At 68.8% G+C, this 23928-nt stretch carries 22 protein-coding genes and 1 pseudogene; 16 read left to right on the forward strand and 7 right to left on the reverse strand.

Features of this window, described 5'->3' with window-relative positions; translation table 11 throughout:
* Window positions 1–62 precede the first annotated feature (62 nt).
* From puuE to ALIDE2_RS06705, 3 genes are read right to left on the reverse strand one after another with little or no spacing between them, the layout of a single operon-like run.
* Window positions 63–1022, reverse strand: a complete 960-nt coding sequence (puuE, locus tag ALIDE2_RS06695) for an allantoinase PuuE (protein WP_013519912.1) — start codon at window positions 1020–1022, stop codon at window positions 63–65.
* Entirely contained in the window at window positions 1019–1696 is a 678-nt protein-coding gene (locus tag ALIDE2_RS06700; protein ID WP_013519911.1) for a GntR family transcriptional regulator, read from the reverse strand. The genes puuE and ALIDE2_RS06700 overlap by 4 nt, the downstream gene beginning before the upstream one ends.
* A gap of 54 nt (window positions 1697–1750) precedes the next feature.
* The gene (locus ALIDE2_RS06705) at window positions 1751–2665 is read right to left on the reverse strand and encodes a LysR family transcriptional regulator (protein ID WP_013519910.1); all 915 of its coding nucleotides are present in this window, start codon (window positions 2663–2665) and stop codon (window positions 1751–1753) included.
* Window positions 2666–2791: 126 nt separating this feature from the next.
* Between ALIDE2_RS06705 and ALIDE2_RS06710 the strand changes: the two genes are divergently transcribed.
* The 3 genes from ALIDE2_RS06710 to ALIDE2_RS06720 all read left to right on the forward strand — a co-directional run bounded on the left by ALIDE2_RS06710 (window position 2792) and on the right by ALIDE2_RS06720 (window position 6278).
* Window positions 2792–3859, forward strand: coding sequence for a tartrate dehydrogenase (locus tag ALIDE2_RS06710; protein ID WP_013519909.1), 1068 nt, complete (start codon window positions 2792–2794; stop codon window positions 3857–3859).
* Between the two features lie 34 nt (window positions 3860–3893).
* On the forward strand, window positions 3894–4877 hold the full coding sequence (locus ALIDE2_RS06715; RefSeq protein WP_013519908.1) for a tripartite tricarboxylate transporter substrate binding protein: 984 nt from the start codon (window positions 3894–3896) through the stop codon (window positions 4875–4877).
* A 78-nt stretch (window positions 4878–4955) separates the two neighbouring features.
* Window positions 4956–6278 (forward strand): glycerate kinase type-2 family protein, encoded by a 1323-nt coding sequence (locus tag ALIDE2_RS06720; protein ID WP_013721655.1) that lies wholly within the window; start codon window positions 4956–4958, stop codon window positions 6276–6278.
* Window positions 6279–6305: 27 nt separating this feature from the next.
* Here ALIDE2_RS06720 and ALIDE2_RS06725 read toward each other — a convergent pair whose 3' ends face one another.
* Complete coding sequence (locus ALIDE2_RS06725) at window positions 6306–7199, reverse strand: LysR family transcriptional regulator (RefSeq protein ID WP_013519906.1); 894 nt, start codon at window positions 7197–7199, stop codon at window positions 6306–6308.
* Between the two features lie 197 nt (window positions 7200–7396).
* On the opposite strand from ALIDE2_RS06725, the gene ALIDE2_RS06730 reads away from it, so the two are divergent.
* Both ALIDE2_RS06730 and ALIDE2_RS06735 read left to right on the forward strand, forming a co-directional pair.
* Window positions 7397–8725: an aspartate aminotransferase family protein gene (locus ALIDE2_RS06730; protein WP_013721656.1), complete on the forward strand. Its 1329-nt coding sequence runs from the start codon at window positions 7397–7399 to the stop codon at window positions 8723–8725.
* Between the two features lie 51 nt (window positions 8726–8776).
* Window positions 8777–9667, forward strand: a complete 891-nt coding sequence (locus tag ALIDE2_RS06735; protein WP_013519904.1) for an amino acid ABC transporter substrate-binding protein — start codon at window positions 8777–8779, stop codon at window positions 9665–9667.
* Window positions 9668–9745: 78 nt separating this feature from the next.
* Here the strand turns inward: ALIDE2_RS06735 and ALIDE2_RS06740 are convergent, their stop codons facing one another.
* Complete coding sequence (locus ALIDE2_RS06740; RefSeq protein ID WP_013519903.1) at window positions 9746–10675, reverse strand: LysR family transcriptional regulator; 930 nt, start codon at window positions 10673–10675, stop codon at window positions 9746–9748.
* Window positions 10676–10785: 110 nt separating this feature from the next.
* Between ALIDE2_RS06740 and gcl the strand changes: the two genes are divergently transcribed.
* The 5 genes and pseudogenes from gcl (at window position 10786) to ALIDE2_RS06760 (ending at window position 15406) form a co-directional block, all read left to right on the forward strand.
* Window positions 10786–12576: a glyoxylate carboligase gene (gene gcl / locus ALIDE2_RS06745; protein ID WP_013721657.1), complete on the forward strand. Its 1791-nt coding sequence runs from the start codon at window positions 10786–10788 to the stop codon at window positions 12574–12576.
* A 29-nt stretch (window positions 12577–12605) separates the two neighbouring features.
* Window positions 12606–13406, forward strand: coding sequence for a hydroxypyruvate isomerase (gene hyi / locus ALIDE2_RS06750; RefSeq protein ID WP_013721658.1), 801 nt, complete (start codon window positions 12606–12608; stop codon window positions 13404–13406).
* 47 nt (window positions 13407–13453) lie between these two features.
* Window positions 13454–14368: a 2-hydroxy-3-oxopropionate reductase gene (gene glxR / locus ALIDE2_RS06755; protein WP_013519900.1), complete on the forward strand. Its 915-nt coding sequence runs from the start codon at window positions 13454–13456 to the stop codon at window positions 14366–14368.
* Window positions 14369–14547: 179 nt separating this feature from the next.
* A pseudogene (locus ALIDE2_RS24230) lies at window positions 14548–14723 on the forward strand (NAD(P)-dependent alcohol dehydrogenase); the annotation flags it as partial.
* 137 nt (window positions 14724–14860) lie between these two features.
* Window positions 14861–15406, forward strand: a complete 546-nt coding sequence (locus ALIDE2_RS06760; RefSeq protein WP_013519899.1) for a CcdC protein domain-containing protein — start codon at window positions 14861–14863, stop codon at window positions 15404–15406.
* Here the strand turns inward: ALIDE2_RS06760 and ggt are convergent.
* Window positions 15403–17193 carry a gamma-glutamyltransferase gene (ggt, locus tag ALIDE2_RS06765; RefSeq protein ID WP_013721659.1) on the reverse strand — a complete coding sequence of 597 codons (1791 nt, stop codon included), beginning with the start codon at window positions 17191–17193 and terminating at the stop codon, window positions 15403–15405. The genes ALIDE2_RS06760 and ggt overlap by 4 nt on opposite strands.
* A 142-nt stretch (window positions 17194–17335) precedes the next feature.
* On the opposite strand from ggt, the gene uraH reads away from it, so the two are divergent.
* Window positions 17336–17686, forward strand: a complete 351-nt coding sequence (gene uraH / locus ALIDE2_RS06770; RefSeq protein WP_013519897.1) for a hydroxyisourate hydrolase — start codon at window positions 17336–17338, stop codon at window positions 17684–17686.
* Window positions 17687–17844: 158 nt separating this feature from the next.
* Here uraH and ALIDE2_RS06775 read toward each other — a convergent pair whose 3' ends face one another.
* On the reverse strand, window positions 17845–18297 hold the full coding sequence (locus ALIDE2_RS06775) for an energy transducer TonB (RefSeq protein WP_174764560.1): 453 nt from the start codon (window positions 18295–18297) through the stop codon (window positions 17845–17847).
* Between the two features lie 137 nt (window positions 18298–18434).
* Between ALIDE2_RS06775 and xdhC the strand changes: the two genes are divergently transcribed.
* From xdhC to ALIDE2_RS06800, 5 genes are all read left to right on the forward strand, one after another.
* Entirely contained in the window at window positions 18435–19268 is an 834-nt protein-coding gene (xdhC, locus tag ALIDE2_RS06780) for a xanthine dehydrogenase accessory protein XdhC (RefSeq protein WP_013519895.1), read from the forward strand.
* Window positions 19269–19549: 281 nt separating this feature from the next.
* Window positions 19550–20767: a urate hydroxylase PuuD gene (locus ALIDE2_RS06785; protein WP_013519894.1), complete on the forward strand. Its 1218-nt coding sequence runs from the start codon at window positions 19550–19552 to the stop codon at window positions 20765–20767.
* A 117-nt stretch (window positions 20768–20884) separates the two neighbouring features.
* Entirely contained in the window at window positions 20885–21451 is a 567-nt protein-coding gene (gene dcd, locus ALIDE2_RS06790; RefSeq protein WP_013519893.1) for a dCTP deaminase, read from the forward strand.
* Window positions 21452–21515: 64 nt separating this feature from the next.
* A complete protein-coding gene (ypfJ, locus tag ALIDE2_RS06795) occupies window positions 21516–22379 on the forward strand; it encodes a KPN_02809 family neutral zinc metallopeptidase (protein ID WP_013721660.1) in 864 nt (287 codons plus the stop codon).
* 88 nt (window positions 22380–22467) lie between these two features.
* The gene (locus ALIDE2_RS06800; RefSeq protein WP_013519891.1) at window positions 22468–23910 is read left to right on the forward strand and encodes a DEAD/DEAH box helicase; all 1443 of its coding nucleotides are present in this window, start codon (window positions 22468–22470) and stop codon (window positions 23908–23910) included.
* Window positions 23911–23928: the final 18 nt, after the last annotated feature.

Consider the following 23928-nt stretch of genomic DNA (forward strand, 5'->3'; position numbering starts at 1 on the left):
CGTCTCCTATCAAAAAGTGAGCTGCCAGCGCTTGCTGGGCAAGTGCTGGAGGCCGTTTTGTCTTATACGGCGGGCTGGGGGAAGCGCTGCGCCCAGTGGCGCGCGATGTCGATGCGCCGCGCCACCCACACGCGGTCGTGGCGCTGGACGTGGTCCAGGAAGCGCTGCAGCGCCGTGATGCGCCCGGGGCGGCCGAGCAGGCGGCAGTGCATGCCTATGCTCATCATCTTGGGTGCGTCGTCGCCGGCGGGGTCGCCCTCGGCGTAGAGCACGTCGAAGGTGTCCTTCATGTACTGGAAGAACGGGTCGGCGTGCGAGTAGCCCTGGGGCAGGGCGAAGCGCATGTCGTTCACGTCCAGCGTGTAGGGCACGACGAGCTGGTGGTGCGTGCCGCCGCCGGTCTTTTGCACCTTCATCCAGAACGGCAGGTCGTCGCCGTAGTAGTCGCTGTCGTAGGCGAAGCGCCCGTCGTCGGCCACCAGGCGGTGGGTGTTGGGGCTGTCGCGGCCCGTGTACCAGCCCAGGCCGTGGTCGCCGCCGTGGCCGTACAGCTCGCCGAAGATCTCCATGCACTGGGCCATGTGGGCGCGCTCGACCTCCTCGGGCACGTCCTGGTAGTGGATCCACTTCAGGCCGTGGCAGGCCACCTCGTGGCCCAGCTCGTGGAAGGCCTGGGCCACCTCGCGGTGCCGTTGCAGGGCCGTGGCCACGCCGAACACGGTCAGCGGCAGGCCGCGGCGCTCGAACTCGCGCAGCAGGCGCCACACGCCCGCGCGCGAGCCGTATTCGTAGATGCCCTCCATGCTCATGTGGCGCGCGGGGTAGGCGGCCGGGTTGAACATCTCGGACAGGAACTGCTCGCTGGCCGCATCGCCGTGCAGCACGCAGTTCTCGCCGCCTTCCTCGTAGTTCAGCACGAACTGCACGGCCACGCGCGCCTGGCCGGGCCAGGCGGGGTGCGGGGGCGTGCGGCCGTAGCCGATGAGGTCGCGGGGGTAGGGGCTGCAGGCGTCGTAGGTCATGGGGCTATGGCGGAGAGGGCCATGGAGAGGTCGTTGGTCGGCAGGTCGCGGTCGAAGGTCAGGCCCGCTTCCACGTTGTCCAGGTGCTGCTGCATGAGCAGCACGGCGGCGGCCGTATCGCTGCCGGCCAGCGCGGCCACGATGGCCTCGTGCTCCTCGTGCGAGTGCGCGGCCGCCGTGGTGGACTGGTACATCAGCGTGATCAGCGCGCAGCGCGAGAGCAGCTCGCCCAGCAGCTGGGCCAGCACCTCGTTGCCCATGAGCTCGGCGATGCGCACGTGGAAGTCGGCCAGCAGCTCGGTGCGCTGGCCCACGTCCTCGCGCTCCATGGCCTTCTGTTCGGCGGCTATATGCGCCTTGAGCGCGCGGATCTTGGCCGGCGTCTTCTGCGCCATGAAGGCGCGCACCATCTCGGCCTCGAGCATGCGGCGCACGGCGAACACCTGGCGTGCCTCCTCGACCGAGGGCGTGGCGACGAAGGCGCCGCGTGCCGGCTCCAGGCGGATCAGCCGGTTCTGCGACAGTTGGAACAGTGCCTGGCGCACCAGGGTGCGCGACACGCCGAAATGGTCTGCCAGCTTCTGCTCGGCCAGCTTGGTGCCGGGCAGCAGCCGGTGCTCGACGATGGCGCGGGTCAGGCTCTCGACGATGAAACCAGTGGTAGATGTTTCCATCCGGCCATCATAGACCCAGAGCACAACTTTTGTATACAGTTTCTGTGAACTACCCTAAAAATTCGGCGTGAAAGCGCTGAAGTGCTCGGCCACGAAGTCCACGAAGGCCCGCACCCGCGTGGTGGCCGCGTGCCGCTGCGGGTACACGGCGTGGATGTCGGCCGGGGGCGTCTGCCAGTCCTGCAGCACCTGCACCAGCCGGCCGCTGCGCAGGTAGCGCGCCACGTCCCATTCGGCGCGCATGACCAGCCCCAAGCCGGCCAGGGCCCAGTTCACGGCGATCTCGCCGTCGTTGGTGGCCAGGTGGTTGCGCAGCCGGACCGACTCGTGCTTGCGCGCGCCGGCGAAGCGCCACACGCCGTGGGCGTCGTCCCCCTGGCGGATGTCGATGCAGTCGTGCTGCTGCAGGTCGGCGGGCCTGGCCGGCGTGCCGCGCCTGGCCAGGTAGGCGGGCGCTGCGCACAGCAGCCGCCGGTTGGGCGCGAGGCGCCGCGCGATCACGCGCGCGTCGGGCGGCTCGCCGAAGCGTATGCACACGTCGAACCCGTCGTCCGCCAGCGGCGGGGGCTGCACCGACAGCTGCAGCTGCAGCTGGATCTGCGGGTACCGGCGCACGAAGGCCGGCACCAGCGGCGCGATGTGGCTGCGCCCGAAGCCCAGCGTGGCGTTCACGCGCAGCAGCCCCTGCGGGGTTGACTGCATGTCGGCCACGAGCTGCTCCATGGCGTCGATCTCCGCCAGGATGCGGCGCGCGTGCCGCAGGTAGGTCTCGCCCTCGGCCGTCAGGTGCAGGCGCCGCGTGGTGCGGCTCACCAGCCGCACGCCCAGGCGCGACTCCATCTGCGCCAGGCGCTTGCTGGCCGCGGCCGTGCTGACGCCCTGCTCGCGCGCGGCGCCCGACAGGCTGCCCAGGCGCGCCAGCAGGCTGAAGAAAGCCATCTCCGAAGGGGCGTTGGAGGGGGGGCTCATTGTTGAATGAAAGTTAACGATGGCATCACTTTAGCGGCATGCGGCGGCGGCGCGCCATCGGTAGATTCCGGGCCACGCCATGCGTTTCGCGTGGCCCGGACCCAACCCCAAGGAGCGTGCATTCCCATGACCAAGACCTATCGCATCGCCTGCATTCCCGGCGACGGCATCGGCAAGGAAGTCATCCCCGCGGGCCAGGAGGTGCTGCAGGCGCTGGCCGCCTCGCAGCCCGGCCTGGCCTTCGAGTTCACCAGCTACGGCTGGGGCGGCGACTGGTACCGCGAGCACGGCGAGATGATGCCGGCCGACGGCCTGCAGGCGCTCAGGGACAAGGACGCCATACTGTTCGGCTCGGCGGGCGACCCGCACATTCCCGACCACGTCACGCTCTGGGGCCTGCGCCTGAAGATCTGCCAGGGCTTCGACCAGTACGCCAACGTGCGGCCCACGCGCATCCTGCCGGGCATCGACGCGCCGCTCAAGCGCTGCGCCCCCGGAGACCTGGACTGGGTGATCGTGCGCGAGAACTCCGAGGGTGAATACGCCGGCGTGGGCGGGCGCGTGCACCAGGGCCATCCGCTGGAGGCCGCCACCGACGTGAGCATGATGACCCGCGCCGGCGTGGAGCGCATCATGCGCTTCGCGTTCAGGCTGGCGCAGAGCCGCCCGCGCAAGCAGCTCACCGTCATCACCAAGAGCAACGCCCAGCGCCACGCCATGGTGATGTGGGACGAGATCGCCGTGCAGATCGCCCAGGAGTTCCCCGGCGTGAAGTGGGACAAGGAGCTGGTGGACGCCGCCACCGCGCGCATGGTCAACCGCCCGGCCACGCTGGACACCATAGTCGCCACCAACCTGCACGCCGACATCCTGAGCGACCTGGCCGCCGCGCTCGCGGGCAGCCTGGGGATAGCGCCCACCGGCAACATCGATCCCGAGCGCCGCTACCCCAGCATGTTCGAGCCCATCCACGGCTCGGCCTTCGACATCATGGGCAAGGGCCTGGCCAATCCCGTGGGCACGTTCTGGAGCTGCGTGCTGCTGCTGGAGCACCTGGGCGAGCAGGCCGCCGCCGGGCGCCTGATGCGCGCCGTGGAGCAGGTGACCGCCGACCTGCAGCTCCACACGGGCGATCTGGGCGGCAAGGCCACCACCCGGCAGGTGACCGACGCGGTCTGCGCGCGGCTCGCCTGACATTCCCCGAAAACCAAGCGAAGGAGACAACACCATGACGACGCATCGCATCCACAAGCGCGCCTTCCTCGGCGCCCTGGCGCTGGCCGCGGCGGGCTGGGCATCCGGCGCCGCGGCGCAGGCCTGGCCGGCCCGGCCGGTGAGCATCATCGTGCCCTTCCCGGCAGGGGGCACGACCGACGTGCTGGCGCGTGCGCTGGGGCAGGAGCTGTCCAAGACCCTGGGCCAGCCCGTGGTGGTGGAGAACAAGCCCGGCGCCGGCGCCACGCTGGGCGCGGACTACGTGGCCAAGGCAAAGGCTGACGGCTACACCCTGCTCATGGGCGCAGTGCACCACACCATCGCCACCAGCGTCTACAAGAAGCTCGGCTACGACTTCGAGAAGGACCTGGCCCCCATCACCACCGTGGCCCTGGTGCCCAACGTGCTCGTCGTGAACCCGCAGGTCCCCGCCAGGACCGTGCAGGAACTGCTGGCGCTGGCCAGGGCCCAGCCCGGCAAGCTGACCTACGGCTCCAACGGCGCGGGCACGGGCCAGCACCTGATCGGCGCGCAGTTCGAGGGCATGAGCGGCGCGCAGCTGCTGCACGTGCCCTACAAGGGGAGCGGGCCGCTGACCACCGACCTGCTGGGCGGGCAGATCGACATGTCGTTCGACACCGTCACCCCCGTGCTGCCGCACATCAAGGCCGGCAAGCTGCGCGCGCTGGCCGTCACCACGGCCAGGCGCTCGGTGGCGCTGCCCGACGTGCCCACGCTGGATGAGGCGGGCCTCAAGGGCTTCGACATGGGCACCTGGTTCGGCATGCTCGCGCCCGCGGGCACGCCCAGGGACGTGGTGGCGCGGCTGAACGCCGACATGGTGAAGATCATCCACTCGCCCGATTTCCGCAGGAAGATGGACGACATCGGCGCCGTGCCGATCGGCGATGCGCCCGAGCAGATGGCGCGCAGGATCCACGACGACACCGCGCGCTTCGCCAGGCTGGTCAAGGATGCCAAGGTATCGCTGGATTGAGAAAGCAGTTTTGACCCGCCTGCGGGCTTTGGGCGGCGGGCGCTCTTCCATAATGTCCGGCAGGAGACACCGCACACCATGACCGAGACACCCCAGGCGCCCAGCGCAAACCCCCAGGCCTTCCTGCTCGACCTGTTCCGCGTGGCGGTGCAGCGGGCGCAGCCGCTGCACAGCATGGCAGCCCACCTGCCGCCGCCGCCCAAGGGCCGCACGGTGGTGCTGGGCGCAGGCAAGGCGGGCGGCTCCATGGCCCAGGCGCTGGAGGCGCTGTGGCCGCAGGACGCGCCGCTGTCGGGGCTGGTGGTCACGCGCTACCACCATGTCCCGCCGCGCCCCGAGGGGCTGGCGCAGCGCATCGAGGTCGTCGAGGCGGCCCACCCCGTGCCCGACGCTGCTGGCCTGCAGGCTGCCGAGCGCATCCTGGCGCTCACGCAGGGCCTGACCGAGGACGACCTGGTGCTGTGCCTGATCTCGGGCGGCGGCTCGGCCCTGCTCACGCTGCCGGCCGAGGGCCTGGACCTGCCCGGCAAGCAGCGCATCAACAAGGCGCTGCTGGAGAGCGGCGCGGCCATCTCCGAGATGAACTGCGTGCGCAAGCATCTGTCGCGCATCAAGGGCGGGCGCCTGGCCGCGGCCTGCGCGCCGGCGAAGGTGGTCACGCTCACCATCAGCGACGTGCCCGGCGACGACCCGTCCATCATCGCCAGCGGCCCCACGGTGCCCGACGCCTCGACCTGCGCCGACGCGCTGGCGATCCTGGACCGCTACCGGATCGAGGTGCCCGCCGCCGTGCGCGCCGCGCTGCAGACGGGCGCGCTGGAGACGCCCAAGCCGGGCGACGCCTGCTTTGCCGGTCACGAGGTGCATCTGATCGCTACGCCCCGGCAGTCGCTGGAGGCCGCGGCGGCGGCGGCGCGCGCGGCCGGCATAGAGGCCCACATCCTGTCCGACGAGATCGAGGGCGAGTCGCGCGAAGTGGGCAAGGTGCATGCCGCGCTGGCGCGCGCCGTGGCCCAGCGCGGCCAGCCGTTCGCGCGCCCCTGCGTGATCCTGTCGGGCGGCGAGACCACGGTCACCATCCGCCCGCAGCAACCCGGCATCCCAAGGGGCCGCGGCGGGCGCGCCGGCGAGTTCTGCCTGGGCCTGGCCCAGGCGCTGCAGGGGCAGGAAGGGGTATGGGCGCTGGCGGCCGACACCGACGGCATCGACGGCGTGGAGGACAACGCCGGTGCCCGTGTGGCGCCCGACACGTTCGCGCGCGCCGCCGCGCAGGGCCTGCGCATCGGCGGGTACCTGGACCGCAACGATGCCTATGGCTACTTCGAGGCGCTGGGCGATCTGGTCGTCACGGGCCCCACGAATACGAATGTGAACGACTTTCGGGCCATCCTGGTACTGTAGGCGGAGGGCTTGCGCCGCCGCTCGTCATCAAGCGGCGGCCATGCGGCTCCACACGCGTTCCACCACCGGACGCGTGTTGTGGCGCAGCCGGAAGGCGACGACGTCCACATGAGTGCACCAGCGTGCATCCGCCGCGGGCACCAGCGACGGAAAACGGCCCTGCGCCACGCAACTGTCCGGAAGCCAGGCCAGGCCCATGCCCTTTTCCGCCATGGATGCGAGCACATCCGTCATCGCCGACTCGACCACGGTAGGGCCATGCAGCGATGGGCCCTCGGCGTCTAGTATCGAGCGCACCACGCGCGAGAAATAAACGGTCGGCGAATACATCAGCAGCGGCGCGGGGTGGCCAGGAGTGTCCGGCAGCGCGAAGCGCGGCGACCTGTCGGTTGCGCTGGCCGCCACGCTGTAGGGGCGCACCTTTTCCGTGTCCAGCAGGAGGTGCTCGTGGCGGCTCAGATCCGGCGCGATGGGGCTGGCCGCGTGGAGGTAGCCGATCACCAGATCCACCGATCCCTCGGACAGCGCCTGCATGGTGTCGAGCACGTTTCCCGTGCTCACGGATAGGCGCGCATCCAGCCCCTGGCTCCAGTCGTCCCACCACGGCGAAAGCCGGGTGGCGGCCAGCGCATAGGGCATGGCCAGCTTCACGTTGTTGTTGGCGTTTTCGCCTGCCGCCTCGGCGCGCACGTCATCGATCTGCGCGAGCAGAGCCACGGCCGATGCCCGGAAGCGCTCGCCCGCCTCGGTAAAGCGCAACGGAAAGCAGGTGCGGTCGACCAGCGCCGTGCCCAGCCACTGCTCGAGCGCCTGGATGCGCCGGCTGAACGCCGCCTGCGAGACATTGCGCAACTCCGCTGCGCGCGTGAAGTTGCGCACATCCGCCAAGGTCACGAAGTCCTGAATCCAGCGGGTCTCCATTCGTCCTCCTTCCGGTGTTTGCGAACTTCGCACATATTGTCACGGCCGTCATCACACCAAACCGGCGTGCGCCGCGCAATCGGTTTTGCGCATGGCCCATGCGTGCAGTCCATGGCGCGATTTGCGCGAATGGCATTGGACGCCCCCGCGCTCGCCCGAAATACTGGGCCCATCCACACACCACCAAGGACAGCGCAATGGACACCCAGCTCAGAGAAGCCGCCAAGGAATTCATGGTCCGCTACGGCGGAGACACCTTTCCCAGCCTGTTTCGCAGCGCCAAGGGTTGCGTCGTCACGGACGACACCGGCCGCGAGATCCTGGACTTCACCTCCGGCCAGATGTGCGCCACCATCGGCCATAACCATCCGGCCATCGTCCAGGCCGTGCAGGAGGCCGGCGAAAAGGCCTACCACATGTTCAGCGGCATGATCCCGGAAGTCGTGGCCCGGCTCGCACAGACCATGGCCCGGGACTGGATGCCCCAGGGCCTGAGCAAATCCATCTTCATCAATACCGGCTCCGAGAGCAACGAGGTGGCGCTGCGCATGGCCAAGATGTATACGCAGGGCTTCGAGATTCTGGCAGTGGGCGGCTCCTGGCATGGCGTGACCGGCGCGGCGTCGGCCGCGTCCTTCGCCAGCGACCGCAAAGGCTACGGCGTGCACGTGCCTGGCGTCTTCGTCATGCCCGAGCCCAACATGTACCGCCCCTACATCCAGGGGATGGACGGCGAGGCCTCGGCCCTCGCCTGCCTGGAAATCGGCCTGAAGATGTACGACATGGCCAGCACCGGGCGGCGCTCGGCCATCATCATCGAGCCCATCATCAGCGCGGGCGGCGTGCTGGTGCCGCCCAAGTCCTACATGCAGGCCCTGCGCAAGGCGGCCGACGAGCGCGGCATGCTGCTGATCTTCGACGAGGCGCAGACCGCGTTCGGGCGCATCGGTCACCGCCACGCGGCGGACTTCTTCGGCGTTACGCCGGACATCATGGCGGTCTCCAAGACCATGGGCGGCGGCCTTCCGCTGGCGGCCGTGTCCACCACGCCGGAGATCGAGGAAGACATCCACGCCAAGGGCTTCACCTTCTACACCAGCCACGTATCCGACCCGCTGCCCGCCACCGTGGGCCTGGCCGTGCTGCGCACCATCCAGCAGGAGCGCCTGATCGAGCGTGCCCAGAGCATGGGCGCCTATCTGCGCCGGCGCCTGGAGGAACTGCAGTCGCGCTACGAAGCCATTGGCGATGTGCGCGGCGAAGGCATGCTGCTGGGCGTGGAACTGGTCAAGAGCCGCGAGACGCGCGAGCCCTACCACGCGCTGGGCGCCATCACCACGCAGCGCTGCTACGAGCTGGGCCTGAGCATGAACATTCGGCGCCGCCCGGAGCGCGGTTCGGTGTGGCGCATCGCACCGCCCCTCACCGCCACGCAGGGCGAGATCGACCGCGGCGTGGACATGCTGGATGAGGCGCTGCGCCGCAGCATCGACGAGATCGCCCGCAACCGGCTGGTCCCGGCCTGAGCGGCGCCTGCGGCCCGGAAGAGACAAAAGACATAGACCAAGGAGACAAGCATGCAACCCAATCCCATCGCATGGGGCGCCGTTCTGGCCACCCTGCTGCACCTGCCCGCCATCGCCCAGCCACAGGGCACGCTGGAGAAAGTGAAGGCCAGCGGAGCCATCGTGCTCGGCGTGCGCGAAGCCTCGGCGCCGCTGTCGTACCTGCTGGGCAGCAGCCAGTATGTGGGCTATCACGTGGAACTGTGCGAGCGCATCGCCAAAAACCTGTTCCCGCAGGCGCAGGTCCGCTACCAAGCCGTGACCTCGCAGAACCGCATGCCGCTGGTTCAGAACGGCACGGTCGACCTGGAATGCGGCTCGACCAGCAACACGGCTTCCCGCAAGGAGCAGGTGGATTTCGCCAACACCACCTACATCACCGAGGCGCGCTACGCAGTGAAGAAAAGCTCGGGCATCGAGAGCACCGGGCAGCTCGCGGGCAAGACCATCGTCACCACCACCGGCACTACGCTGGTGCCGCGCCTGCGCAAGCTCGAGCGCGAGGGCCTGAAGTTCAACCTCGTCATGGCCAAGGACCATGCCGAGAGCATGCTCATGGTGGCCCAGGGCCGCGCCGATGCCTTTGCGATGGACGACAACACGCTGGCCGGCAACATCGCCATGCTCCAGAATCCGCAGGATTTCCGCATCGTCGGCACGCCGCTCGGGCGCGAGCCCATCGCGCTCATGCTCAGGCGCAATGATGCGGCCTTCAAGCAGGCGGTGGACGCAGAGATCTCCAAGCTCATCCGATCGGGCGAACTGCGCGCCATGTACGACAAATGGTTCATGTCGCCCATTCCACCGGCCAACGTCAGCCTGAACCTGCCGTTCCCCCCATCGCTCGAGACGGCCTTCTCACAGCCGAACTCCGATCCGGCCGAGGCCTACGCCATGCCGTAGGGCGGCTTGGCAGGCGCAACGGATAGATTTGCAAATTGGTTTTTGGCTTCCAGCGCTTTCTCAGTAAGCGCTGGCGGCTCACTTTTTGGATGAGCCCTCGCGCGGCAGCTGCTCCCACCATTCCTTGCCGAAGCGCCCCTGCAGGAAGGCGATGAAGGCCTGCACCTTCTGCGGCACCAGGCGCGGCGAGGGGTAGACGGCGTGGATCTCCTGCTCTGGCAGGCGGCAGGTCTTGAGCACCTCGACCACGCGGGCGGCCTTCAGCGATTCGTGGGCCACGTACCAGGGCAGGGCGGCGATGCCCATGTGCGAGCGCGCCGCGGCCAGCAGGGCCGATAGGTTGTTGGAGCGCAGCCGCCCGGTGACGGGCACGGACACCGCCTCGCCGCTGGCGTTGCGCAGCCGCCAGAGGTCGTTGCCCTGCACGCTGCTGTAGATCAGCGTGGCGTGCTCCTTCAGGTCGGACGGGCGACGCGGCGTGCCGTGCTTCTTCAGATAGGTGGGCGAGGCCACGAGCACCCACGGGTTCACGCCCAGCGTGCGCGCACCCAGGCTGGAGTCGGCCAGCTTGCCCAGGCGCAGCGCCACGTCGATGCCGCTGGCCACCAGGTCGGTGTAGCGGTCCTCGAAGCTCAGGTCGATCTGCACCTGAGGGTTCTGCTGCATGAACTCCAGCGCCAGCGGGACCACCACGCGCCGCCCGAAGGCGACCGAGCTGCCCACGCGCAGCTGGCCGTGTACCTGGCTCTGGCGCACCTTGACCACGCTCTCGGCGTCGGCCACGTCGTTCACGATGGCCTTGCATTTCTCGTAGTACAGCGTGCCCGGCTCGGTCAGGCTCACGCCGCGCGTGTTGCGGTTCAGGAGGCGTACCTTCAGGCGCGCTTCCATGGCCGCGATCTGCTTGGTCACCGTGGGCTGGGTGGTGGTGAATTCGTGCGCCACGCGGGTGAAGCTGCCGGTCTCCACCACGCGCACGAACATCTGCATGGCATCGAGCCTGTCCATGGCCTGACTCCTCGTTCATTCCTGTATGGAATAAATTTTATGGCCCATGACCGCCTTCCGCTGCCGCCCCTGCTTGCCTAGAGTTGACCCAGCTTCAAGGAGATGAACTCATGGCAAGAATGAAAGCGATCGAGGCCGCGGTCTGCGTGCTGGAGAAGGAAGGCGTGAGCGTGGCATTCGGAGTGCCCGGCGCCGCCATCAACCCGCTGTACGCGGCGATGAAGGCGCACGGCGGCATAGGCCACATCCTGGCGCGCCACGTCGAGGGCGCGAGCCACATGGCCGAGGGCTACACCCGCGCCGTGGCCGGCAACATCGGTGTGTGCATAGGCACCAGCGGCCCCGCCGGCACCGACATGATCACCGGCCTGTACTCGGCCAGCGCCGACTCGATCCCCATCCTGTGCATCACCGGCCAGGCGCCGCGCGCGCGCCTGCACAAGGAGGACTTCCAGGCGGTGGACATCGCCGCAATAGCCAAGCCCGTCACCAAGTGGGCGACCACCGTGCTGGAGCCGGCCCAGGTGCCGCGCGCCTTCCAGCAGGCCTTCCACCTGATGCGCTCGGGCCGCCCCGGCCCCGTGCTGATCGACCTGCCGATCGACGTGCAACTGGCCGAGATCGAGTTCGACATCGAGACCTACGAGCCCCTGCCGGCGTACAAGCCCGCGGCCACGCGCAACCAGGCCGAGAAGGCGATCAGCATGCTCAACGAAGCCGAGCGCCCGCTGATCGTCTCGGGAGGCGGCGTGATCAATGCCGATGCGTCCGCGCTGCTCGTCGAGCTGGCCGAGCTGCTGCACGTGCCCGTGATCCCCACGCTCATGGGCTGGGGCAGCATCCCCGACGACCACCCGCTCATGGCCGGCATGTGCGGCCTGCAGACCAGCCACCGCTACGGCAACGCCACCATGCTGGCGTCGGACTTCGTGCTTGGCATCGGCAACCGCTGGGCCAACCGCCACACGGGCTCGGTCGACGTCTACACCAAGGGCCGCAAGTTCGTGCACGTGGACATCGAGCCCACGCAGATCGGCCGCGTGTTCGCGCCCGACTACGGTATCGTCTCCGACGCCGGCGCGGCCTTGAAGCTGTTCGTCGAGGTGGCGCGCGAATGGAAGGCCGCCGGCAGGCTCAAGGACAGGAGCGGCTGGGTCGCCGAATGCCAGGGCCGCAAGAACAGCGTGGAGTACCTGCGCAAGACGCAGTTCGACGACGTGCCCATGAAGCCCCAGCGCGTCTACCAGTGCATGAACCGCAACCTGGACAAGGACACCTGCTACGTCTCCACCATCGGCCTGTCGCAGATCGCCGGCGCCCAGTTCCTGCACGTGTACAAGCCGCGCCACTGGATCAACTGCGGCCAGGCCGGCCCGCTGGGCTGGACGGTGCCGGCCGCTCTGGGCGTGCGCGTGGCCGACCCCGAGCGCAGGATCGTCGCGCTGTCGGGCGACTACGACTTCCAGTTCATGATCGAGGAACTGGCCGTGGGCGCGCAGTTCAAGCTGCCCTACGTGCACGTGCTGGTCAACAACAGCTACCTGGGCCTGATCCGCCAGGCGCAGCGCGCCTTCAGCATCGACTACTGCGTGCAACTCGCTTTCGACAACATCAACATGGACGAGGGCGAGGCATCGCGCGGCTACGGCGTGGACCACGTCAAGGTCGTCGAGGGCCTGGGCTGCAAGGCCATCCGCGTGCACCGCCCCGAGGACTTCGCGCCCGCCATGCGCCAGGCCGAGGCCTGGATGGCCGAGCACCGCACGCCCGTCGTCATCGAGTGCATTCTGGAGCGCGTGACCAACATATCCATGGGCACCGAGATCGACAACGTGATCGAGTTCGAGGAACTGGCGCACAGCAAGGCCGACGTGCCCAGCGCGCTGGCCCTGCTCGATTGATTCCTTCGCTCATTCACCGGAGATTTTTCATGCCCCGTTTTGCCGCCAACCTCAGCATGCTGTTCACCGAGGTGCCGTTCCTCGAACGCTTCGAGCGCGCCGCCCAGGCCGGCTTCGAAGCCGTGGAATTCCTGTTCCCCTACGCCCACACGGTGGACGAGATCAAGGAGCGCCTGGACGCCACGGGCCTCGAAATCGTGCTGCACAACCTGCCCGCCGGCGACTGGGACGCCGGCGAGCGCGGCATCGCCTGCGACCCGGCCCGCGTGGATGAATTCCGCACCGGCGTATCCACGGCCATCGCCTACGCCAAGGCCCTGGGCGTGCCGCAGCTCAACTGCCTGGCGGGCAAGGCGCCGGCCGGCGTCGATGCGGCCCTGCTGCGCAGTACCTTCGTCGGCAACCTGCGCTTCGCCGCGGCCGCCCTCAAGGCGGCGAACCTGCGCTTGCTGATCGAGCCCATCAACCCGTTCGACATCCCAGGCTTCTACCTGAATCGCACGGACCAGGCGCTGTCCATCCTGGACGAAGTCGGCGCCGACAACGCCTTCGTGCAGTACGACATCTACCACGCGCAGCGCACCGAGGGCGAGATCGCCAGCACGCTGCAAAAGCACTTGGCGCGCATCGCCCACGTGCAGCTGGCCGACAACCCCGGCCGCAACGAGCCCGGCACCGGCGAGCTCAACTACCCCTTCCTGTTCGCGCACCTGGACCACATCGGCTATGGCGGCTGGGTGGGCTGCGAATACAAGCCGGCCAACGGCACCGAGGCGGGCCTGGGCTGGCTGGAGAAGATTGCGGGAAAAAAGGCCGCAGTGCCCGCCTGACGGGCGCCGGGCGCTATTCGTTTTGAAGAAAGACAGGAGAGAAAACCATGAACGCATCGTCCCTCAAGCTTGGCTTCATCGGCCTGGGCATCATGGGCGCACCCATGTGCGGCCATCTGATCGCGGCCGGCCACCAGCTGTTCGTGCACACGCGCGGCAAGGTGCCGGGCGCGATCGCCGAGAGCAGCGCCACCCAGTGCACCACGGCGCGCGGCGTGGCAGAGCGCGCCGACATCGTCTTCCTGATGCTGCCCGACACGCCCGACGTGGAGAAGGTGCTGTTCGGTGAGGACGGCGTGGCCGCGGGCCTCAAGGGCAGCAGCGGCAAGGTGGTGGTGGACATGAGCTCCATCTCGCCCGTGGCGACCAAGGACTTCGCCAGACGCATCGAGGCCGTGGGCGCGCGGTATCTGGACGCGCCGGTCTCCGGCGGCGAAGTGGGCGCCAAGAACGCCACGCTGTCCATCATGGCGGGCGGCCATGAGGACGTGTTCGAGCGCGTCAGGCCCCTGTTCGAAAAGATGGGCAAGAACATCACCCTGGTGGGCGGCAACGGCGACGGCCAGACCGCCAAGGTGGCCAACCAGATCATCGTGGCGCTGAATATCGAGGCCGTGGCCGAGGCGCTGCTGTTCGCCTCGCGCGCCGGCGCCGACCCGGCCCGCGTGCGCGAGGCGCTGCTGGGCGGCTTCGCCTCGTCCAAGATCCTGGAGGTGCATGCCGAGCGCATGATCCGCCGCACCTTCGAGCCGGGCTTTCGCATCGCGCTGCACCAGAAGGACCTGAATCTCGCCCTGTCCGCCGCCAGGGAGCTGGGCGTGGCCCTGCCCAACACGGCCACCGCGCAGCAGCTCTTCAGCGCCTGCGTGGCGCACGGCGGCGCGGGCTGGGACCATTCGGGCATGGTGCGCGCGCTGGAGACGATGGCGAACTTCGAGGTGGGGCAGAAGGCAGGGGCCTGATCCGGTGGCCGGGCTTTCCGGCCGCTACCGGAAACGGCCTTCGCGCGCTCCTGATTTCGTAGCTGCTGGCGCTTGCCACTCCTTGGCTCTCACCAGGTGCGCTACGAATGGGCGGGCACGCTCTACCACTGCGTGCCGGGGCACGAGATCGTGGGCCGCGTCACGGCCGTGGGCGCGCGGCGTTCACCACGTCCGAATCCAAGCGCGAGGAGGCCCAGGCGTTGGGCGCGCATGAAGCCGTCGTCCGCGCAACCAGGGCGAGAGGAAGGCGCGCGCCAAAAGCCTGGACTTCATCCTGAACACCGTGGCGGCGCCGCACGACCTGGATGCCTTCTTCGCGCTTCTCAAGCGCGACGTGAAGTACCGCTTCGTGATCGACTGCGCGAGCCTGGCGGACCGGCCGTAGAACAGGCCGCGCCGGCCCGCGCCCCTTGCGCTGGGCAGGGCCAGCCTTCACACTGGCGGACTCCTGCGCCCTGCATGCACGTCCCCATGGCCGCCCACGCTTCGACCACCGCCACGCTCATCGTCCTGCTGCCGCTGTTGTTCTGGCGGCTGCGCGCGCGCTACCGGCGCCTGGTCGGCCGCCAGCGCACGAACAAGTACCGGCCGTGGATCACCCTGGGCATCTACGCCGCCATCCTGGGTGCCCTGGCCTGGGCGGTGTGGGGCCAGTGGCCGGCGCTGCAGGCCCTGGCGGGCGGACTGGCGGCGGGCTGGCTGCTCTCGCGCTGGGCATGGCGGCGCACCGTGCTCGAAGCCACCCGCGAGGGGCTCTACTACACGCCGCACACGCACCTGGGCGTGGCCCTGCTGCTGCTGTTCGCCGCGCGCATCGCCTACCGCATCGTGGAGGTGGTCTGGCTGCTGCCGCCGTCGCAGGGGGCGGGCCTGCACTCCTTCATCGCCAGCCCGCTGACGATGGCGGTGTTCGGCCTCATGGCCGGGCACGCCACGGGCTATGCCGTGGCGCTGTTCCTGTGGCGCCGGCGCGTGCTGGCCGCCAGGCGCGAGCGCGAGGCGGCTGCATACCGCTAATACCCCAGCGTCTGCCCGTCGGGGTTGCGCGGGTCTGACGCGCCGTAGAGCATGCCGTCGCGGATCTGGATGGTCTGCGTGCGGCCCATCGAGGGCTTGAGCGCCACGTTGTGCCCCCACTGGCGCAGCAGGGCCAGGGTGTCGTTCGAGAAGCCCTTCTCTATGCGCAGCTCGTCCGGTGTCCACTGGTGGTGGAAGCGCGGCGTGGCCGCGGCCTCGGCCGGGTTCATGCCGAAGTCGATGGCGTTGACCACCTGCTGCAGCACCGTGGTGATGATGCGCGCGCCGCCGGGGCTGCCGGTCACCAGCCAGGGCTTGCCGTCCTTGAGCACGATGGTCGGCGTCATCGACGACAGCGGGCGCTTGCCCGCGGCCACGGCGTTGGCGTCGCCGCCCACCAGGCCGTAGGCATTGGCCACGCCGGGCTTGGCCGAGAAGTCGTCCATTTCGTTGTTGAGCAGGATGCCCGTGCCCTTGGCGACGATGCCGCTGCCGAAGTTGGTGTTCAGCGTGTAAGTTACGGCCACGGCGTTGCCGGCCTTGTCCACCACCGAGAAGTGCGTGGTCTGGTCGCTCTCGTAGGGCTGGGGCTTGCCGGGCTTGATGTCCTTGGCCGTGCGCGCCTGGGTGGGGTTGATGTCGGCGGCGAGCTGGTCGGCGTAGCGCTTGGAGGTCAGGCCCTTGAGCGGCACCTTCACGAAGTCGGGGTCGCCCAGGTACTCGGAGCGGTCGGCGTAGGCCAGCTTCATGCTCTCTGCCATGTGGTGCACGCTGTTGGCGCTGTTGGCGCCCCACTGGTTCATGGGCCAGCGCTCCATCATGTTCAGGATCTGGATCAGGTGCGCGCCGCCCGATGACGGCGGCGGCATGGTCACGATCTGGTAGCCGCGGTAGCTGCCGCGCACGGGCTCGCGCTCCACCACCTTGTAGTTCTTCAGGTCGGCCAGCGTGATCGCGCCCGCGTGCGGCGCCATCTCGGCCGCGATCTTCGTGGCGATCGCGCCTTCATAGAAGGCCTTGGCGCCCTGCTCGCCGATCAGCCGCAGCGACTGCGCCAAGTCTTTCTGCACCAGGGCGTCGCCTTGCCTGAGCGGCTGGCCGTTCTTCCAGAAGATGGCCTGGGTGGCGGGCCAGCGGCCCATGTTCTTCTGCTCCTGCTGCAGGATTTTGGCCAGGGTCTCGCTGACCGGGAAACCCTTGTCCGCCAGCGCCACGGCCGGCGCGACCACCTTGGACAGCGGCAGCGTGCCCCATTTCTTCAGGGCATGCTCCATGCCCGCCACCGTGCCCGGCACGCCCACGGCGTAGTGGGTGTAGAGCGACTTGCCGTCGATCACCTTGCCCTGCGCGTCCAGGTACATGTCGCGCGTGGCCCTGGATGGGGCCACCTCGCGGAAGTCCAGTGCCACGCTCCTGCCCGTCCTGGCGTCGTGCACCATCATGAAGCCGCCGCCGCCGATGTTGCCCGCGTTGGGCAGCGCCACGGCCAGCGCGAAGCCCATGGCCACGGCGGCATCCACGGCGTTGCCCCCGGCCTTGAGGATGTTCAGGCCGATGCGCGAGGCCATCTCCTGCTCGCTGGCCACCATGCCGTTCTTGGCCGCCACGGGGTGGAACACGTCCATGTCGAAGTCGTAGGCCGCTGCGGCGGCCTGCGCGGCGCCGGTCTGTGTCGCTGCCGGTGGCTGCGCCGTGGCGGCCGACGGTGGCTGCGGGCTGCTGCACGCCACCATGCTGGCAAGGGTCAGCGCAAGGCTGCCGGCGAGCAGGGTCGAACGAAAGTTCATTTGCGTCTCCTGATGTTGGTGGATGGGCAGCAGGGTAAACGCCTGATCGGATGCTGACAAGCGCGTACAAAAAATGTATACACTTTGCCTTGCGCCACATCCCATCCAGTCCGGCGCGGCCAACGAATTTCAGGAGACATCCATGGGCCTCAGCACCCACGTTCTAGACACCATGCACGGCTGCCCCGCTGCGGGCATGGCGGTTGCGCTGTATTCGACCCAGGGCGAGCAGGCCACGCTGATCAAGCGCCTGGTGCTCAACCACGACGGGCGCACGGACGCGCCCCTGTTCGACAACGCCAGCCTGCGCACCGGCACCTACCGGCTGACCTTCGACGTGGCCGCGTACTTCAAGGCCAAGGGTGTGGTGCTGCCCGAGCCCAACTTCCTCGGCAGCGTGAGCCTGGACTTCGGCATCGCCCATGCCGACGAGCATTACCACGTGCCGCTGCTGGTCAGTCCGTGGAGCTATTCCACCTACCGCGGATCCTGAATCTGCCCACTGCGACGCCATTGCGGATGACGCATGCAACTGGCGCGACCCAGGTCAGGGCTGCCGTGCAAGGGCCGCCCCGCCGCGCGGGCGGCGTCCCCCTTCCCGCGCGCAGCGCGAGAGAAGGGGGAGGGCGCGAAGCGCCCCAGGGGGATGTCTCAAAGTTGCCCCTCGGTCAGCGTGTCGAGCTGGAAGTTTCCGGACTTGTCCCACAGCCAGGTGTCGGTGTAAGTCACGCGCTGCATGCGCGCGGGCATGGGGAAGGGCGCGGCGGCGCGCACCGTGCGCTCGATCTCGGCCACCACTTCGGGCGCGTGGCGCGGCGCGCGCATCCAGCGCAGGGCTGTCACGCGGCCGTTGCGGTCGATGTCGACCTCCAGCACGCCGATGGCGTACAGCAGCGGCGGCAGCTTGCCCTGGTAGATGCGCTGCGCGTTCAGGCCGTAGAGGTGGCGCGCCGCGTCCTGGCGGTAGGCGCGCGGCGTGGCGGCCGCCGAGGCGCGCACCGCGGCCGGAGCGGCGCCGGCGGCGCCAGGGACGCCGCTGTCCTGCGGCGGCGGCGCTTGCGGGCCCGATTTGCAGGCGGCGACGATGGCGGCCACCATCGCCATCAGACTGGCGGGCAGCCAGAAGGGGCGTCTGGCCGGCTCTCTGGGCGGCGGGGCGTCGGAGGATTGCTGGGGCATGGAGGGTGTCGCTATGCTGAGCCGGCGGTGGCGCGCTGCTCGTGAACTGGAGGTGATGGCGAGTGACGGTATTGGATTGTCTGTTGCGGCGCATCGAGGCCGCACCCGCGTGCCTGGTGACGGTGGAGTCTACCCAAGGCTCGGTGCCGCGCGAGCCCGGCGCCTGGATGGCCCTGTTTGCGGGAGATCCGCAGCCGCTGGGCACCATCGGCGGCGGCCATCTGGAACTGCAGGCCATGCATGAGGCGCACGAGCGCCTGGCAGATCACCTGGCCGGCCGCCCGGCGCGAGCGGCCGTGGTGCGCCGGGCGCTGGGCCCCAGCCTAGGCCAGTGCTGCGGCGGCGTGGTGCACCTGCGCTTCGAATGCGTGGCCGCGGCCGACGCGCCGGCCCTGCGCCGGCGCCTAGCGCCGCGATTGCAGCCGGTGGCGCTGTTCGGCGGCGGCCACGTGGGGCACGCGCTGGCGCGCGTGCTGGCGCCGCTGCCGTTCGCGCTGCACTGGATCGACAGCCGCGAGGGCGTATTCCCCCCGCAGGTGGATGCCGATACGGTCTGCGAACATTCCGACCCGGTGCAGGCCGCCGTGCCGGACCTGGCGCCGCAGTCCTGCGTGCTCATCATGAGCTTCAGCCACGCCGAGGACCTGGACATCGTCGCCGCCTGCCTGCTGCGCCAGCGCGAGCGGGGCGACCTGCCCTTCATCGGCCTGATCGGCAGCCGCACCAAGTGGGCCACCTTCCGCCACCGCCTGGCGGCGCGCGGCTTCTCGAACGAGGAGCTCGCGCATATCACCTGCCCGATCGGCGTGCCCGGCATCACGGGCAAGGAGCCCGAGGTGATCGCCGTGGCGGTGGCGGCGCAGCTGTTGCAGTTGCTGCCCAGGGATTTGGCATAAAACGGGCTGCAAGGCTTGTGCGGCAAGCGCCTGCAGCTATTCTTCCGGTAGTTTTCTGGTGGATGCAGGCGCCGTGGATAGGTGGCGGCACAGGGATATCCCGTAGCGTTTCCCGTGGCGGAGGCTACAAAAATTGCATACACTTAATGTCTACAGATTGGTCGCAGCGGTGCCCCGGTAGCTCTTTGCCAAGGTGCGCGGCCTGTTGTTTCCTGCTCAGAGCGCCCGCAGTGGTGAGCAGCTTGGCTGTGGCACTTGCGTGCCACCGAGGTTGAAGCACTATGGAAAGCTACCTTCTGGACTGGTCCAATCTGCTCTTGCGCTGGCTGCACGTCATCACCGCCATCGCCTGGGTGGGCTCGTCGTTCTATTTCGTGTTCCTGGACAGCAGTCTCACGCCCCCGAACGACGAGCGCATGAAGCGCGACGGCGTGACCGGCGAGCTGTGGGCCGTGCACGGCGGCGGGTTCTATCACCCGGTCAAATACAACGTCTCGCCGCCCAAGCTGCCGGACCACCTGCACTGGTTCTACTGGGAGAGCTACACCACCTGGCTCAGCGGGTTCGCGCTGCTCACCGTGTCGTACCTGTGGAACGCCGGCATCTACCTGGTGAGCCCGTCCAACCCGCTCATGCCGCCCTCCATGGCCATCGTGGCGGCGTTGGCCTTCCTGGTGGTGTTCTGGCTGCTCTACGACGGCATCTGCCGCGTCTTCGGCCAGAAGGACAAGGGCGACGCCATCGTGGGCGCGCTGGTTCTGGTGCTGGTGTGCATCGCGGCCTGGCTCGCCTGCCACATCTTCCCCGGCCAGGCGGCCTTCCTGCTCATGGGCGCCATGCTGGCCACGTCCATGAGCGCCAACGTGTTCTTCTGGATCATTCCCGGCCAGCGCAAGGTGGTCGCGGCGCTCAAGGCCGGCCAGCCGGTGGACCCCATCCACGGCAAGCGCGGCAAGCAGCGCAGCGTGCACAACACCTACTTCACGCTGCCCGTGCTGTTCGCCATGCTGTCCAACCACTACGGCTGGCTCTACAACCACCCGCGCAACTGGCTGGTGCTTATCCTGATGATGTTCGCCGGCGCCGCCATCCGCCAGTTCTTCGTGATGCGCCATGGCTTCAAGCTGGGCCGCAACGCCCATCCCTGGCCCTATGCGGCCGTGGGCGTTGTGGTCCTGCTGGGCGTGCTGGGCTGGCTCAGGCCCGCACCGCAGGCCGCGGTCGCGGCGCAGGCCGGCGCAGCGCCGGCCGCCGCTGGCTACGAGCAACTGCACGCCGTCATGCAGAAGCACTGCGTGGTCTGCCACAGCGCCAGCACGGTTGCGCAGAAGAACGTGAAGTTCGACACCCCCGAGGAGGTCAAGGGCCACGCGCAGCAGATCTACCAGCAGGTCGTGCAGCTGCGCAAGATGCCCTTCGGCAACCCCGGCGCGCTGACCGACGAGGAGCGCAACACCTTCAAGCGCTGGTACGAAGGCGGCGCGCCGGTCGCGCCCTGATTGGGGTTTATGAATGAAAAAGGGCTGCAGCGCTTGCCAGTCAAGCACCTGCAGCTCTTTTTTTGTGAGTGGACAGCATGGAGACCGTGGCAGAATGCGCGCCAGGAGTCTTTACCCATGAGCATCAAGAGCGACAAATGGATCCGCCGCATGGCCGAGCAGCACGGCATGATCGAGCCCTTCGAGCCCGGCCAGGTGCGCGAGAGCGAGGGCCGCAAGATCATCAGCTACGGCACCAGCAGCTACGGCTACGACATCCGCTGCGCGCGCGAATTCAAGGTCTTCACCAACATCCACAGCACCGTGGTGGACCCGAAGAACTTCGACGAGAAGAGCTTCGTCGATTTCGAGGGCGACTACTGCATCATCCCGCCCAACAGCTTCGCGCTGGCGCGCACGGTGGAATACTTCCGCATCCCGCGCGACGTGCTCACCGTGTGCCTGGGCAAGAGCACCTACGCGCGCTGCGGCATCATCGTCAACGTCACGCCCTTCGAGCCCGAGTGGGAGGGCTACGTGACGCTGGAGTTCAGCAACACCACGCCGCTGCCCGCCAAGATCTACGCGGGCGAGGGCTGCGCGCAGGTGCTGTTCTTCCAGGGCGACGAGGAATGCGCCGTGAGCTACAAGGACCGCAACGGCAAGTACCAGGGCCAGCACGGCGTGACGCTGCCCAAGGCCTGAGAGCACGTTCTGAATGCAGGCGTAATATCTGCCGCTGGCGCGTGGTGCGCATGGGAGACGGTCCATGAAATGGGAAGGCAACCGCGAATCGGACAACGTGGAGGACCGCCGCAGCGGTGGCGGCGGCGGCTTCGTGGGCGGGCGCTCCATCGGCATCGGCACGGTGGTGCTGGCGCTGATCGGCTGGGGCGTGTTCGGCATCAACCCGCTCACCACCATCGGCGTGCTGTCGGGCGGCGGCGCGCCCCAGGAGCAGCAGGCGCCGGCGCAGCGGCCGCCGGCCAATGACCGCCAGGCAGCCTTCGTCTCCACCGTGCTGGCCTCGACCGAAGACGTGTGGGCGCAGATCTTCCGCCAGGGCGGGGCGCAGTACCGCGACCCCAAGCTGGTGCTCTACCGCGGCGCGACGCCCACGGCCTGCGGCACGGGGCAGAGCGCCATGGGGCCGTTCTACTGCCCCGGCGACCAGAAGGTGTACCTGGACATGGACTTCTTCGACACCATGAGCCGCCAGCTCGGCGCGCCGGGCGAGTTCGCGCGCGCCTACGTGATCGCCCACGAGGTGGGCCACCACGTGCAGACCCTGCTGGGCGCCACGGCCAAGGTGGACGGCATGCGCGGACGCGTGAGCCAGCGCGAGCAGAACGCGCTGTCGGTGCGGCTGGAGCTGCAGGCCGACTGCTATGCTGGCATCTGGGCCCACCACTCGCAGCAGGCCAAGAACTGGATGGACCAGGGCGACATCGAATCGGCCGTGAACGCCGCCGAGCAGATCGGCGACGACACGCTGCAGCGCCAGCAGACGGGCACCGTGCGGCCCGACGCCTTCACCCATGGCTCCAGCGCGCAGCGCGTGCGCTGGTTCACGCAGGGCCTGAAGACCGGCAGCGTGCAGGCCTGCGACACGTTCCGGGCGCAGTCACTGTAGTTTTTGCGGCGCATTCGGGGCATGGGTCGGGGCGCCGCGACTGGGTGCCTGGCCCTTTTGTTTGCTGCGGTGCGACAATAACGGCTTGATGACACAACCCTACTCCACCCTTGCGCTGGCCGAACCGCTCAAGCGCGCCGTAGCCGATATGGGCTACGAGAACATGACCCCGATCCAGGCCCAGGCGATCCCCGTGGTGCTGACGGGCAAGGACGTGATGGGCGCCGCGCAGACCGGCACCGGCAAGACGGCTGCGTTCTCGCTTCCGCTGCTGCAACGCCTGCTCAAGCACGAGAACAGCTCCGCCTCGCCCGCGCGCCACCCCGTGCGCGCCCTGGTGCTGCTGCCCACGCGCGAGCTGGCGGACCAGGTGGCGCAGCAGATCGCCATGTACGCCAAGTACACCAAGCTGCGCAGCACCGTGGTGTTCGGCGGCATGGACATGAAGCCGCAGACCGCCGAGCTCAAGAAGGGCGTCGAGGTGCTGGTGGCCACGCCGGGGCGGCTGCTCGACCACATCGAGGCCAAGAACGCGGTGCTCAACCAGGTCGAGTACGTGGTGCTCGACGAGGCCGACCGCATGCTGGACATCGGCTTCCTGCCCGACCTGCAGCGCATCCTTTCGTACCTGCCCAAGCAGCGCACCACGCTGCTGTTTTCGGCCACGTTCTCGCCCGAGATCAAGCGCCTGGCGGGCAGCTACCTGCAGGATCCCGTCACCATCGAGGTGGCGCGCCCCAACGAGACGGCCTCCACCGTGGAGCAGCGCTTCTTCAGCGTGCAGGACGACGACAAGCGCCGCGCCATCCGCCACGTGCTGACCGAGCGCGGGCTCAAGCAGGCCTTCATCTTCGTCAACAGCAAGCTCGGCTGCGCCCGCCTGGCGCGCAGCCTGGAGCGCGACGGCCTGAAGACCGCGGCGCTGCACGGCGACAAGAGCCAGGACGAGCGCCTCAAGGCCCTGGAGGCCTTCAAGAGCGGCGACGTGGACCTGCTGGTGTGCACCGACGTGGCGGCGCGGGGCCTGGACATCAAGGACGTGCCGGCCGTGTTCAACCACGACGTGCCGTTCAACGCCGAGGACTACGTGCACCGCATCGGCCGCACGGGGCGCGCGGGCGCATCGGGCCTGGCCGTCACGCTGGTCGGCAGCGGCGATGCGCGCCTGGTGGCCGACATCGAGAAGCTCATCAAGAAGAAGGTCGAGCTCGAACCGCTGGAACTGCAGGAAGAGCGCCCGCGCGGGCGCTTCAACGATGGCCGGCGCGCCTGGCGCGAGGAGGGCGGCGACGCCCCCCGCAGCGGCGGCCGCGAGCGCGGCGGCTACCGCGGCGCACCGGCCGTGGTGCGCGACGCCTTCTTCGACAAGCCCTACGAGCCCAGCGCCACCGGCAGCGGTGCGGCGAGCTGGGAGGTGGCCCCCAAGGCGGCCGTGGCGCGCGGCAGCATCTCCGCCAACATCAAGCACAAGCGCAAGCTGCCGGCCCTGTTCAAGGCGCCCCAGCCCGAGGCCGAGCCTTCGGCCCAGTGATCGCGCCGGGAGTCGCGC

It is taken from the genome of Alicycliphilus denitrificans K601, assembly GCF_000204645.1.
GTDB lineage: Bacteria > Pseudomonadota > Gammaproteobacteria > Burkholderiales > Burkholderiaceae_C > Alicycliphilus > Alicycliphilus denitrificans.